This window comes from Streptomyces sp. NPDC001536 (assembly GCF_042894505.1).
In the GTDB taxonomy this organism is placed as follows: Bacteria; Actinomycetota; Actinomycetes; order Streptomycetales; family Streptomycetaceae; genus Streptomyces.
The window spans coordinates 155303-168198 of sequence record NZ_JBIAVQ010000018.1 but is presented as its reverse complement, the minus strand read 5'-3'; the positions used below and the strand labels follow the sequence as shown (position 1 = coordinate 168198).

At 69.6% G+C, this 12896-nt stretch carries 11 protein-coding genes and 2 pseudogenes; 6 read left to right on the top strand and 7 right to left on the bottom strand.

Annotation, left to right across the window (positions count from 1 at the left end; all coding sequences use genetic code 11):
• Positions 1-43: 43 nt before the first annotated feature.
• Complete coding sequence (locus tag ACFY0U_RS38285; RefSeq protein ID WP_388643968.1) at positions 44-910, top strand: GNAT family N-acetyltransferase; 867 nt, start codon at positions 44-46, stop codon at positions 908-910.
• A gap of 41 nt (positions 911-951) precedes the next feature.
• Here the strand turns inward: ACFY0U_RS38285 and ACFY0U_RS38280 are convergent, their stop codons facing one another.
• Positions 952-1128: a hypothetical protein gene (locus ACFY0U_RS38280; protein ID WP_388643966.1), complete on the bottom strand. Its 177-nt coding sequence runs from the start codon at positions 1126-1128 to the stop codon at positions 952-954.
• Positions 1129-1396: 268 nt separating this feature from the next.
• On the opposite strand from ACFY0U_RS38280, the gene ACFY0U_RS38275 reads away from it, so the two are divergent.
• Positions 1397-4441 carry an FG-GAP-like repeat-containing protein gene (locus tag ACFY0U_RS38275; RefSeq protein WP_388643963.1) on the top strand — a complete coding sequence of 1015 codons (3045 nt, stop codon included), beginning with the start codon at positions 1397-1399 and terminating at the stop codon, positions 4439-4441.
• Positions 4442-4534: 93 nt separating this feature from the next.
• Here ACFY0U_RS38275 and ACFY0U_RS38270 read toward each other — a convergent pair.
• Both ACFY0U_RS38270 and ACFY0U_RS38265 read right to left on the bottom strand, forming a co-directional pair.
• Positions 4535-4883 (bottom strand): annotated as a pseudogene (locus ACFY0U_RS38270) (transposase); the annotation flags it as partial.
• A 41-nt stretch (positions 4884-4924) separates the two neighbouring features.
• Positions 4925-5731: an SDR family oxidoreductase gene (locus ACFY0U_RS38265; RefSeq protein ID WP_388643961.1), complete on the bottom strand. Its 807-nt coding sequence runs from the start codon at positions 5729-5731 to the stop codon at positions 4925-4927.
• Between the two features lie 63 nt (positions 5732-5794).
• On the opposite strand from ACFY0U_RS38265, the gene ACFY0U_RS38260 reads away from it, so the two are divergent.
• The 3 genes from ACFY0U_RS38260 to ACFY0U_RS38250 all read left to right on the top strand — a co-directional run bounded on the left by ACFY0U_RS38260 (position 5795) and on the right by ACFY0U_RS38250 (position 8061).
• Complete coding sequence (locus ACFY0U_RS38260; RefSeq protein WP_388643958.1) at positions 5795-6580, top strand: helix-turn-helix domain-containing protein; 786 nt, start codon at positions 5795-5797, stop codon at positions 6578-6580.
• A gap of 228 nt (positions 6581-6808) precedes the next feature.
• Positions 6809-7213, top strand: coding sequence for an RICIN domain-containing protein (locus ACFY0U_RS38255; protein ID WP_388643955.1), 405 nt, complete (start codon positions 6809-6811; stop codon positions 7211-7213).
• A 341-nt stretch (positions 7214-7554) separates the two neighbouring features.
• Positions 7555-8061: a hypothetical protein gene (locus tag ACFY0U_RS38250; RefSeq protein ID WP_388643953.1), complete on the top strand. Its 507-nt coding sequence runs from the start codon at positions 7555-7557 to the stop codon at positions 8059-8061.
• A gap of 61 nt (positions 8062-8122) precedes the next feature.
• Here ACFY0U_RS38250 and ACFY0U_RS38245 read toward each other — a convergent pair.
• From ACFY0U_RS38245 to ACFY0U_RS38230, 4 genes and pseudogenes are all read right to left on the bottom strand, one after another.
• A pseudogene (locus ACFY0U_RS38245) lies at positions 8123-8896 on the bottom strand (IS5 family transposase).
• Positions 8897-9188: 292 nt separating this feature from the next.
• Positions 9189-10223: an SDR family oxidoreductase gene (locus ACFY0U_RS38240; protein WP_388643950.1), complete on the bottom strand. Its 1035-nt coding sequence runs from the start codon at positions 10221-10223 to the stop codon at positions 9189-9191.
• Positions 10224-10233: 10 nt separating this feature from the next.
• Positions 10234-10884, bottom strand: a complete 651-nt coding sequence (locus ACFY0U_RS38235) for a DUF998 domain-containing protein (protein ID WP_388643948.1) — start codon at positions 10882-10884, stop codon at positions 10234-10236.
• Positions 10885-10950: 66 nt separating this feature from the next.
• The gene (locus ACFY0U_RS38230; protein WP_388643945.1) at positions 10951-12000 is read right to left on the bottom strand and encodes an aldo/keto reductase; all 1050 of its coding nucleotides are present in this window, start codon (positions 11998-12000) and stop codon (positions 10951-10953) included.
• A 75-nt stretch (positions 12001-12075) separates the two neighbouring features.
• On the opposite strand from ACFY0U_RS38230, the gene ACFY0U_RS38225 reads away from it, so the two are divergent.
• Positions 12076-12612, top strand: coding sequence for a TetR/AcrR family transcriptional regulator (locus tag ACFY0U_RS38225; protein ID WP_388643943.1), 537 nt, complete (start codon positions 12076-12078; stop codon positions 12610-12612).
• Positions 12613-12896 lie beyond the last annotated feature (284 nt).

The window sequence follows — 12896 nt, the reverse complement described above, 5'->3', positions numbered from 1 at the left end:
TAATCGGTTGCACGCCGGCGAGACGGCGTGTCTGATCCCGGCTATGACGATGGTGCTGAAGACGCCGACGGTGGACGCGGTGCGCGAGGCCATGGCGGCGCTGCGGGAGTGGCAGCACGACGAAACGCCGATGCAGCTGCATCCCGGCGACATCGGCTGGAACTACCGGTTCGGAAAGGCCGAGACGGCCGCGGCGGTACGGACCTGGAGCCGCGACGGACGGATTCTCGCCGTCGGGATGCTGGATACACCGACGCTCGTGCGGATGGCGGTCGCTTCCGACGCCTTCCATGACGAGGACCTGGCGCGGCGGCTCGTCGAGGACTTCTCGCTGCCCGAGCGCGGCGTGCTGCCCGAAGGGGCGGTGTCCATCGAGGCGCCGCAGGGCCTGCTGCTCCACGACCTGCTGACCAAGGAGGGCTGGGGCGTCGACGATCCGTGGACGCCGCTCTTCCGTGACCTCACTGAAGCCGTGGAGGACCCCGGCGTACCGATCAGGGAGATCGGCCTTCAGCAGGCACAGGACTTCGCCGACGTCCTGCGGTCCGCGTTCAACACCACGAAGCCCACGCGCGAGTACCGGCACAAGATGTCCGAGGCGCCGTTCTACGCCGACGCCCGCTGCCTGGGTGCTTACGACGACCAGGGCAACCCCGCGGCGGTGGTGACGGTCTGGTCGGCCGGTCCGGGCAAGCCGGGACTGGTCGAGCCGATGGGCGTCCACTCGGACCACCGTGGCCGCGGCTACGGGCGGGCGATCACGGTTGCCGGGGCGGCCGCCCTGCGGGAGATGGGCTCGTCAAGCGTGCGCGTGTGCACGCCGAGCTCCAACGTCGGCGGCGTCGCCACATACAAGGCGGCCGGCTTCGCGGCGAGGCCGCAGATCGCCGACCGGATCCGGAAGGTCTGACGTCGGAATCTGCGGACCATCTCACCGAGCCGCAGCACCTCCTACAGCGGCCGTGCGCGCCAGAGTCTCGTGCGGCAGTCGTACGAGGCTCTGCTCTGCCCGCGGATGTCGTCGAGGACGACGAAGTAGCTCACCAGGTGCATCGCGGGAACGTCCGGCTTGCGCAGCCGGTAGAGCCGATCATCGGTGTGGGCCGCGGACGGGCCTACCGACCTCAAGGGTGCGCCGCACTCCGCTGCAACGGCTACGGCAGAACGGCTCCCACTGACCCGCCCTGCCCACCGACCTCGCCGCCCCATCGGCGAGAGTGGCGGCAGGGGGAGTGCCCGGCACGGCTGCACAGGCTGGTGTTAGCCTCATGCGGCTGTGCTTGGGGGACGGCTGGGGGGCCGGGGACATTCCAGCGTTCTTGTGACGTGCGCCTGTTGGGCCGCCGTCGTCCCGTCATGCTCTGCCTTTTCCCGACCAGAGGCCCAGGAGCCGACGTTGGCCAGACGTACCACTACCCGCGGGGTCATAGCCGCACTGGCGGTCCTCGCCGTGACCGCCGGAGGGATCACCGGCACGGCGACCGCCTCCGCCGGCACCGCCCTCGCGGCGGAGAAGGTCTTCCAGTCCAACCGTTACGCCCCGCGCGCGGACCGGATCCGCAGCGCGGGGCCCAGTGGCTATCTGCATGCCCAGGAGGGCCGTTCCGGCTACTTGTGGACGTCGTACGGCACTGGCGCGACGACCGAGCTGGGCGACCTGCGCTTCCTGGAGATCCCCGGGTACCTGGGCTCGTCGTCCGACGTCGTCGCCGAGGTCGTCTCGCCCACCGAGAAGGTCGTCCTCAGAGACATGGCCGCCGGTACCAGCACGGACGTAGCCCTCACCCACGGCACCTACCAGGCCACCTTCGGCACTCACGTGCTGACCCAGGCCCGGGACACCGACGGCAACCGCACGCCGTGGCTCTACGGCGCGGGCGCACCCGCCGACGGCACCCCCGTCGAGGGATGGCCGACCGGCATCACCACCAACTTCACCGTCCTGGGCGGCGACAGCACCACCGCCGTCCTCAACTACGCGCAGCCCAACGGTGTGCAGCACCTGATGCTCGTCGACCTGGCCACCGCGAAGGTCACCGGCGACGTGGCCCTGAACGTCCTGCCGACCGGCGTCGCGCTGAGCGCGGACCGGCTGGTCTGGTGGTCCGGTGGCTGGTCGGCCCATGTTCTGGACCGCGCCGACCTCGCCGCCCCCGGGACGGCGCTGAAGCTGCCCGGCACGGAGGGCACCCCGTCCGTGGGCATCGCCGGGAACTGGCTGGTGGTGGCTCGTTCCGTGCCGGCGAACCCGCAGGACTGGGTCGACAAGTCCGGCGAGCGGCTGATGGCCGTGCCCCTGACGGGCGGTGACCCGGTCACCCTGCTCCGGCACGCGAACACCTCCCTCGTCACCGCGCCGGACGGCGGCCTGCTGGCCGTGGGCGGCACCGACTCCGGCAGCTGGGCGGTACGCCGGGTCGCCGACACGGGGGCGGCCGCGCCGACGCTGACCGGGCTGACCGCTGTTCCGCCCGTCGCCGCGAGGATCGACCGGCTGTCGCTTCAGAACGGCACGCTGGCCACCGACGAGGCCGACGCCAGTTTCATGGGCGCGTACTACACCCGGCCGATCGCCGCCGACGGCACGCCGGGCGCACCCACCTGGCAGGCCTGGGACGGCAACAACGTGGGCCCGTACGCCACCGGTGACGGCCGCGCGGTGACGTTCACCGCCGACTCCGACCCCACGAGTGGCTCGTACGTCCAGTCCGTCTTCAAGAACGACGCGGCGGGCTTCTTCCGGGTGCCCTCCACCTCCGGAGCCCTCCTCGACGTCACCGGCCGCTACGCGATCGTCAACGGCTCCTCCCCGGCCAAGCAGTACATCGGGGACCTCGGCGTGTACTCCGATCTCCAGCCCATCGTGACCCGCTCGGTCACGGCCGCCTCCGTCTGGGGCACCAAGGTGTGGACGCCGGGCTCCGGCACGGGGGTCGTCACCGCGAAGGACCTGAAGACCGGCAAGGTCACCGACACGATCGCCACCGGCGCCCCGTGCGCGGCCAAGGAGCTTCAGGTGGTGGGCCGTTGGATCTACTGGTCCTGCGGCCCGACCTCGACGGCCGGGGTGTGGGACCGTACGGCGAAGAAGAACATCGCACTCCCGTCCGGCGAGGCCCTGCTCGGCGACGGCTATGTCGTACGGCACGACACCGCGGCCGGCGCGCTCCTGCTCACCTCCTTCGCCGACGGCACCGCGGACACCCGGAAGATCGGCGACCTCGCGGCGAGCGGCTCCAGCCGGCGCGGGGTGACCTGGACCGTGGACAAGTTCGGCGGTCCTGCGGCCTACGTCGACGCGGACCGGCGGATCCACCTGGTGCCCAGCGGGACCGCCACCCAGGCTCTCGGAGTGATCGAGTCCGAGGTGACGAGCAGCTTCGGCGGCGAGTCGTGGTGGCAGTGGCGCGGGCTGCTCTCCAAGCCCGCCGCCTCCTGGAAGGCGACGCTCACCAGCAAGGCCACCGGCGCGTTGGTCCGCACGCTTTCCGGCGGCGCGGTGTCGGGCAACCTGACCGCGCGGTGGGACGACCGCGACGGGAAGGGCGCGTACGTCCCCAACGGCACCTACACCTTCAGGCTGACGGCCCAGCCCGCCGACGGGTCGGGGCCCGCGTTGACGGTCACCAAGACGGTGCGCGTGTCCTACGGAGCCGTCGTACGCCGCGACTTCACCAACTACGACACCTGGTCGCCCGACGGGATCGGCGACGTGCTGACCCTCAGCCCGTCCGGTGTCATCAGCTACCGTCCGGGCAACGGGACGGGAGGCCTCGGCAAGGCCATGTCCGCCTCGGGCTGGCCCTCCTCGGTGACCCTGGTCCCGTTCGGTGACCTGAACGGCGACCGACAGAACGACGTCCTCGTCCGCTTCAGCAGCGGTGAACTGCGGGCGTACCGGACCTGGCGAGGCCAGGCCTTCCTCACCAACACCCCGCGCACCTCGCTCGGCAAGGGCTGGAACCAGTACGACGTCCTGACCTCGCCGGGGGATGTGAACAGCGACGGACGGCCCGACCTCATCGCCCGCAACCGCACCACCGGCGCCGTGTACCTCTACAAGGGCACGAGCGCGGGGAAGCTGTCGGCGCGGGTGAAGCTCTACGACAACTGGAAGACGTACAAGAAGATCGTGGGCGTCGGCGACTTCAACGGCGACGGCCGCGGGGACCTGTTGGCCCAGGACAAGTCCAACACGCTGTGGCGGTACGACGGGAACGGCACCGGCGGCTTCAAGGCGCGCGTGAAGCTCGCCGCGAACTGGGGCTCGTCGTACAACGTCGTCGTCGGCGTCGGCGACATCACCGGCGACGCCCGAGGGGACATCATCTCCCGGGACACCTCGGGCGCGATGTGGCGCAACACCGGTAACGGCAAGGGGTCGTTCGGGGCCCGTACGAAGATCGCGACCGGGTGGCAGGGGTACAAGAGCGTGTACTGACCGGACTTCAGCCGAGGCCCGTCGACTCCCGGGCGACCATCGTGCGGAAGTCGTGCGATGGCCGCCCGGTGAGGCGCGCCGTAGGTCTCGTAGCCGCGGGCCGGCCCAACGTTTGGGTATCGGGGTGAACCCCCTGGTCCCGGTCTTGCGGTAGCCGCCGTCCGCCCCGGTCTTGCGGATCGTGGGGTGGTCGGCGGCGACCTGGTCGAGCAGGCGGGTGACGGCATACCCGTGTGCCCTGGCTCCTCGTAGCGGGCACGCTGCTGGAGGTCTTCACGCTCTGCGAGTCGGTCACGCAGGCCGAGGGCTCGGCGTCCCGGCCCTCCTGCGCGCGGACCAACTCCCGTAACAGACCGTTGAGCTGGGCGAAGATTCTGTCCTGCTGCCACTTGGCGAAGTAGCCGTAGACGGAGTTCCAGTGCGGGAAGTCGTGCGGCAGGTGATGCGCGCAGGTCCTGGATGCCGCGGAGTGCTTAGGGCCGGTCATGCCCGGGACGCGAGGTACCGCCAGTCGTTCCACGTGTCGAGCCGCTCCCTGTATGCCGCCTCGACCACCGGATAGGGGTAGGTGCCGAGGAAGAGCCGCAGGGGTGGTGCGTCGGTATCGACGAGTTCGAGGACGGCGGCGGCGGTGGCTCGCGCGTCCTGAGGCGTGCGGGCGGATGCGCCGGCCCGGCGTGCGGCGCGGACGGGTTCGTACGCGGGGAGCGGCTCGGTGTGCACCGCCGAGGCGCCCGACCAGTCGGTGCCGTAGGGGCCGGGTTCGACCAGGGTCACGTTGATCCCGAACGGAGCGATCTCCTGGGCCAGGGCCTCGCTCATGCCCTCCAGGGCCCACTTGGACGCGTTGTACAGACCGAGCGTGGGGAAGGCGGCGAGGCCACCGAGGCTGGAGACCTGCAGAATGTGGCCGCTGCCCTGGGCCCGCAGGTAGGGCAGGGCCGCCTGCGTCACCCACAGCGGGCCCAGCAGGTTGGTGTCGAGCTGGGCGCGAGCCTGTTCCTCGGTGGTTTCCTCGACCATGCCGAACAGGCCGTAGCCCGCGTTGTTGACGACCACGTCCAGGCGGCCGAAGGTTTCCGCAGCCTGGCGCACCGCGGCGGTCGCGGCGGAGCGGTCGGTCACGTCGAGGCGGAGCGGGAGGATGTCGTCCCCGTGGGCATCGAGGAGGGGCCGCAGGGTCTCGGGGTCGCGTGCGGTGGCGGCGACGCGGTCGCCGCGGTCGAGTGCGGCTTCGGCCCAGATACGGCCGAAGCCGCGGGACGCGCCGGTGATGAACCAGGTCTTCATGACATGGAGCCTGCGCTGTCCGCGCATCGGCAGCCAGCACCCCCGGAGGGTTACCCTCGCACCATGGCGGCCGACAACCTTCTGGGAGATTTCCTCAAGGCCCGGCGCGGGCGGGTCGCTCCGGCGGACGCGGCGGTGGCCGGCACCGGACGACGCCGGGTGGCGGGGTTGCGCCGGGAGGAACTGGCCCGGCTCGCCGGAATCAGCGAGCCGTACCTGGTCCGGCTCGAACAAGGCGTCGACCGGCAGCCCTCGTCCCAGGTGCTGCGCGCCCTTGCGCGGGCGCTGGAGCTGGACGCCGACGCCTGGGCACACCTGCTCGCACTCGCCGGCCCCGGCCCCGTGCCGCCATCGCGGACCGAGGTCTCGACGGACGTGCACCGGCTGCTCGACGCGTGGGCGGGCCGCCCTGCATACGTGCGCGACCGGTGCTTGGACGTGCTGGCGGCGAACAAGTGGGCCCGCGCGCTCAGCCCGATGTACGAGCCCGGGCGCAACCTGGCCCGGGCGGTGTTCCTCGACCCGGCGTCCCGCCGGCTCTTCCCCGACTGGGCGGAGGTTGCCGCGCAGACCGCGGCGGCCCTGCGCGCCGAAGCCGACCTGCGCGACTCCAGAACCGTCCGCCTGGTCGCCGAGCTGGAGACGGACGAGGAGTTCCACCGTCTGTGGGTGCGGCACGAGACGCGGCCCGCCCGTGACGAACTCAAGCGCTTCGCGCATCCAGTCGTTGGCAGCCTCGCCCTGCGAAGGCAGGCACTCACCATCGGCGGGGCCGAGCAACAGGTGATCATCGTGTACCAGGCGACAGCCGGGAGCGCGTCCGAGACGGCCCTGGCGCGTCTTCTGTGACGCACCAGGCGCTTTTGCCGCTATCAGGGAGCCTCGACCTCCGTTCTGGCGTGACAGAAGGCCTGCTGAATGAGTACTTGTGACACGTCGGGTGCCTCGCCGGTGACACACCAGGCCGCTTCGGCTGTTCCCATCCGCCGGCCCACCCGGCCCCACCGGTGACAACTCCCGAGCTCCCAGTCAAAGGGTTGAGCCCACTCTCGTCATGCCGCTGAAGCGGACGGGGCGTTGATCACGCGAGTTTCGGCAGCAGCAGCCTCGGCGGCCTGCGCCTCGGCCTTCTCCACGCCAGCTGACGCGATCGGCTACGGTCCGTTCGAGAACCTCGGAACCGGCAAGTGCCTGGCTGTCCCCCACGACAGCAGTGCCGACGGTATCGGTCTGATCCAGTGGACCTGTAACAGCGGCAGCGAACACCTGCGGGAGCTGACGAAGGTGCCGGGCGGAAACAATGCCCGGTTCGTCATCGCGAAGTGGCCTGGCTCGAAGTGCCTGGCCATACCCAACTCCAATACGGCCAACGGCACCCAGGCCATTCAGTGGACGTGTGACTACCACGACAGCGATCAGATAGGGATCTACGACAGCAGGCCCGCGAACTCCAGGGCCAGCTCGATGCGCTCGCCACGGTGACCACTCACCTGTACGCCGAAAACCTCACCCCTCACCACCACAGCCCGTCCGCCACTGCCGCAGGCCCAGCAGGGGCGCTGTGCCGTCCCATGCCGACCGAATGACGCGGCGGCCTCGCCGGTTGCCCGACGCCCTCCGGCTGCCTTGCGCTTGGCAGCGCCGCCGGGTGCGCTGACAACGGCTAACACAATGAAATAGCAGAGGGCGGCCCCCGCAACTGCCAAACGAACTGGGCGGTCTACTGACGGGTGAGGTCGTCATCGATGGTTGTGTTGGATGCCAGGAGATCAGTCTGCCTTTGCGCTGTACCGTCTTCGGAGACGATCAAAGGGAGGGGCACGGTGACCAATGATCTCCAGTTCAGTTGGGAACTGAGTGGCAGCGGGTGGGCGACGTGTCTGATCAAGGACGACTCTTCGGAGCGGAAGGACATCGTCAGCTACTGCACAGATGCTCTTGCCGACTTGCTTCGCGGTGTGGTGGGTCTGTACGGCCCCACACCTGTCCAGCGCTTCTCCTTTGACCTTGAACCGGCTGAAGTGAGGTGGGTACTGCGAGGCACGGGTTCGGACGTTGATCTGGCGATCTACCGCTTCCCTGACATGTCCGCGAGCTTTGATGCGCCTGACCAGGAAGGCACGCTCGTCTGGGGATCCACACAGTCGCGAGGCCTTCTTGGTCATGTCGTCATGGAGGCCGCTCAGGCAGTACTGCAGGTTCACGGCGAGGACGGCTATCGGGCGAAGTGGGTTCAGCACTCCTTTCCCGTCGCTGTACTGCAAGACCTCCGCCGACTGCACCTTCAGCACGACAGGTGTGAACTGCAGCATGGTGTTGCCATCTCATAGGACGCTGGATGCTTCCCTGGGCAGATCTGCACGGCAACAGCGCCCAGCCGCTCGATGACCTCTATCGGCGGCAGCGCAATACGCCGAGCTGCCGGTGAGTGATCAGGCAGCAGGCGAGTTTGAGGAATGCCTCGTGAATGTCGGCTCGCCGTTCCCATCGGATGCGCAGACGTCGGAAGCCGTCCAACCACGCGAAACTCCTCTCCACGCCCCATCGGTAAGCGCCCAGACCGGTGCCGTGCGGGGTGCCGCGGCGGGCGATCGCTGGCACGATGCCGCGGGCGCGGACCTGGTCGCGGTAGATGTCGTGGTCGTAGCCCCGGTCGGCGAACAGCGAGTCCGGCTTGCGGCGGAGCCGGCCGCGGACCGGCGGGATCGCATCGAGCAGCGGTAGGAGTCGGGTGACGTCGTTGCGATTGCCGCCAGCCGACAGGACCGCGAGCGGGGTGCCGTGCCCGTCGGCGATGAGGTGATGTTTGGAACCGGCTCGGCCGCGGTCGACCGGTGGGGGGCCCGTGTGCTGCCCCCCTTTTAGGGCCCTGACATGGGACGAGTCGACCACGCAGCGGGACCAGTCCAGCAGCGGGGACGAGGCATTGAGTTCGGCGAGCAGGACCTCGTGCAGTCGCTGCCGGACTCGGGCCTCGTTCCAGTCCCGGGCAGGTACTCCCACTGGATTCCGGTGTGCAGCACATACAAGATCCCGCACAGCACTTCCCGGTCCGGCAACGGCTTGCGGCCGGTCGGGATACCGGAACCTGCGCCCACGCTGCGGCAGCAGGGGCTCCAGGTGATCCCGCAGCTCATCCGACACGATCCGCGGCGCCGTCCCCACACAAGGCCCGAACGCTCAACTCCCGCGCCGGACACGGCCATCAGGACCGATCCACCTCATTGTGTCAGCCGTTGTAATGGCAGCCAGGGCCCGAGTCGATGATCACGCAGGCGGCCACCACCCTGATGACCAGGCGCATCACCCGCCGGACTTACCACCGCACCGGCCAGCAGCCCTCCCGAGGGCACGAACGAGAGTGATCACCATGGTCCGGCCGACGGGCAAGGCCACCTTTCCCGGCCGCGAGGCCAACGCCGTCGCCCGGTCGACGGAGGGCTGCCGGGGCGGTCTGTTACGCGGCGGTTTTCGTCCCGATGCCGTGGGCGAGGAGGCTCTCGGCGGTATCCGCGATGGTGTCCTCGATGGGGCGCGCTCGCCACCCGAGGAGCTTCTTCGCTTTGGCGCTGGTGGCGTCGAGATCCCGGCCGAGCTGGTGTTTGAGCAGGCGCAGTTCCGGGTTCACGATGCCCAGTGTGCGGGCGACCCACACGGGCAGTTCACGCGTCGGGGCCTTCGCGGCCCGCTCACCGAGGCGGTCGTGCAGGGTGTGTGCGATGTCGATGACGCGCAGGCTGTGCCCGGCGATTGCAAGGAAGCGTTCGCCGGCGGCTGCCGGATCGGTCATCGCGCGCAGGTGGAGATCCGCGACGTCCCGTACGTCGACGAAGCCCATTCCGAAGGGAGGGCACGCGGGGACCTGTCCTTCGAGCATCCTGCGGACCAGTCGCAGGGACGGCGGGTCGTCCAGGCCGAGCAGGGGGCCAAGGACCCCCACGGGGTGGACCGCTGCCAGTTCCAGACCGCCGCCTTCGTCCTGGATGAACTGCCAGGCGGCGCGTTCGGCGAGTGTCTTGGAGCGCTGGTAGGGCGGGATGTCGCTGTCGACGTTGGTCCAGTCCTCCTCGGTGAACGGGGTCGTGCGCGGGGGGTGCCCGATCCCGACGGCGCCGAAGGCGCTTGTCAGGACGACCCGGCGCACACCGGCGTCGCGGGCGGCGCGCAGCACCCGCAGGACGCCCTCGCGTGCCGGGACCACCAACTCGTCGTCGTTCGCCGGCGTATGGCGCAGTGTCGGCGAGGCGACGTGCAGGACGAACTCGCAGCCGGCGACGGCGGCATCCCAGCCCTCGGGCTGTTCGAGGTCGGCGCGTACGACCGTGAGGCGGTCGTCGTCGAACGGTGTGGCCGCGTGCAGCCAGGACCGTAGTGCCGGTTCGCGCCGCAGGTCGCGGACCGTGGTGCGGACGGTGTGCCCGGCATCCAGCAGGGCGTGGATGCACCAGCTCCCGATGAATCCGGTTCCTCCGGTGACCAGTACCTGTGTCATCTGTCTCTCCTCAGCTCTCGGCTCGTGCGGTAAGGGGTGCCAGCGGGTGCGTCGCACGGTGGCGCTGGGTGGCGGCCACGCTGCTGCCGAGGAGGGCGTGGCCGATCATGATCGGGTAGATGACGGCGCGCTCGAACAGGCCGATGTTCCACATCCAGCCGGTGAACACGTCGGTCATGAAGAGGGGGAACGCGATCAGTCCGGCGGTGCCGAGCGCGGTGCTGGCGATCGAGCGGCCCCTGGTGAGGCCGATGCGGGTTCCGCTGGTTCCGACGGCGATCGCCATGATGTTGCCGGCGAGCATGACGCCCTGCGCGCCGAAGGTGTGGAAGGCGATCAGGCCGTTGTCGACGTTGGTGTTGGAGCCCTGGACGATGCCGACGAGTGAGACTCCGACGCCGGCGAGAACGGCGAGGCTCATGATGATGATCGGGCGGGTGCCCTTGCGCGGGTCGAACAGGAGGAATGTGCCGACGATCAGGAGGGCGCCGTAGATCACCCAGCCGGTGTCCATGACGGCGCCGAGGGGGGAGTTGGCGACCTGGCCGAACGCGGTCTGCGGAGGACCGGTCAGGCCGAGGTGGCTGACCCAGTTGTACAGGGGTGAGTACGGCGGGTCCTGCCAAGCGGCGGCGGTGATGAACTCGGCGACCCAGGACACGAGTGGGCCGAGAAGGATGAGGAGGGCTCCGGCGCGAGCAGGGGGCGCCGGAGCGGACGATGGGGTTCATGCGAGAGCCATTCCGGGAACGCGCTGGCGGATGGCCTCCATCTCGGCCTCGTCCGAGACGCCCTGCCAGTCGTAGCGGGGGGTGTACGGGGCCTCCAGGGCGCGCACTTCGTCGTCGGTGAGCTCGATGTCGAGGGAGGCGACAGCCTCGTCGATCTGCCGGATCGACCCGGCGCCGACCAGCGGCGCGGTGACGACCGGCTGGCGTCGCAGCCAGGCGAGCGCGACCTGTGCGCGGCTGACGCCGTGTGCGGCGGCGACCTGCCCGACGGCGTCGACGATCGCGTGGTTGGATGCCTCCTCGGCCGGCGAGTAGAGCAGGTCCGCGTAGGCTGCGTCCGTCTGGGAGCGCACCGTCGAGCGGGCGTCGTCCCACGCGCGGGTGAGGCGGCCGCGGGCCAGCGGCGACCAGATGATCGTGCCGACGCCCTCATCCAGGCACAGCGGGATCATCTCGCGCTCCTCCTCACGGGCGAGGAGGTTGTAGTGGTCCTGCATCGACACGAACCGTGCCCAGCCGTTCTCCTTCTGCAACCGCAGCGCCTTCGCGAACTCCCATGCGTGCATGGACGAGGCGCCGAGGTAGCGGACCTTGCCGGCCTTGACGAGATCACTGAGCGCTTCGAGGGTCTCCTCCCAAGGGGTGGAGTGGTCGTTGCGGTGGATCTGGTAGAGGTCGATGTAGTCGGTGCCCAGGCGGCGCAGTGAATGGTCGACCTCGGTCATGATCGCCTTGCGTGACAGGCCGCGGCCGTTGGGTCCCAGCCGCATCGGATGGCGAAGCTTGGTCGCGATCACCACCTCGTCGCGGTCTGCGAAGTCCTTCAGGGCGCGGCCGAGGATCTCCTCGCTGGAACCGTTGGAGTACATGTTCGCGGTGTCGAAGAAGTTGATCCCCGTCTCCAGCGCGTGCTTGATGAGCGGGCGCGCGTCCTGTTCGCCCTTCGACCAGACGGGGTGCCCGCGGTCGGGCTCGCCGTAGGTCATCGCGCCGATCGCGATCGGGGATACGTCGAGGCCGGTGGTGCCGAGCTTGATGTATTGCATGACGCTCCGTAGAGTAGGTGGAGAGCTCTCCGGATAACGTAACGGAGAACTCTCCACTTAGCAAGGTGAGGTCCCGTGGTCCGCTCGGACGCCCGTGAGAACAGGGCGCGCATCCTCGCCGCCGCACGCGAAGCGCTCGCGGCGGACGGCAGTACGTCGATGAACCAGATCTCCCAGCGCGCGGGAGTCGGCGCGGGCACCCTCTACCGCAACTTCCCCACCCGCGAGTCGCTGGTCCTGGCCGTCTACCAGGACGAAGTGGCACGCATCACCGGCACCGTGCCCGACCTGCTGGCCCAGATGCCGCCGCTGGAAGCGCTCCGCCACTGGACGACCGACCTCGTCGAGGCCATGCGCAGAAAGCACGGCCTCGGCGACGCCCTGGGCCCGGGCGCGCACCAGGCGATCAGCGAGCAGAGCTACGGTCCGGTCATCGCCGCGATCACCCAGCTCCTCGACGCAGGCAAGAAGGACGGGAGCATCCGCCCGGACGCCGACCCAGGAGACTTCCTCCAGCTCACCGGCGCCCTGTGGCGCGCCGCGGCCGGCCCCGAGGACCGGGCGCCCCACATGCTCGCGCTCATCCTCGACGGACTCCGCGCGCACCGGTGAACGACGCCCACGCGACAGGGCCCGTCAGATGAACGACTCTTCTGCGGAATCGGATTTATCAAGCTGGCGCTGCTTTGCCCTGTCGGACGTCGGCGATCGACAGCAGCTGAGCCCTGCCGGGTGCCGTGATCTGCTGAGGTGGCCGGCTCTCCGGGTCGATACCGAAGCTCTCCAGGAGGCAGCGCTGCGAAGGCCAGGCCCCGTCCGGGCCGGACCTCTGCCCTGGACTATTCAGCACTGTGCGGATTCCGGGGCGTGATGAGTACGGGCACGGGGGCGTCTGA

What these genes read in the sequence shown, in the direction of transcription:
- ACFY0U_RS38240 (WP_388643950.1), bottom strand. Translation starts at nt 10,223, where the DNA reads ATGACACAGGTACTGGTCACCGGAGGAACCGGATTCATCGGGAGCTGG.
- ACFY0U_RS38230 (WP_388643945.1), bottom strand. Translation starts at nt 12,000, where the DNA reads ATGCAATACATCAAGCTCGGCACCACCGGCCTCGACGTATCCCCGATC.
- ACFY0U_RS38285 (WP_388643968.1), top strand. Translation starts at nt 44, where the DNA reads ATGACGATGGTGCTGAAGACGCCGACGGTGGACGCGGTGCGCGAGGCC.
- ACFY0U_RS38265 (WP_388643961.1), bottom strand. Translation starts at nt 5,731, where the DNA reads ATGAAGACCTGGTTCATCACCGGCGCGTCCCGCGGCTTCGGCCGTATC.
- ACFY0U_RS38260 (WP_388643958.1), top strand. Translation starts at nt 5,795, where the DNA reads ATGGCGGCCGACAACCTTCTGGGAGATTTCCTCAAGGCCCGGCGCGGG.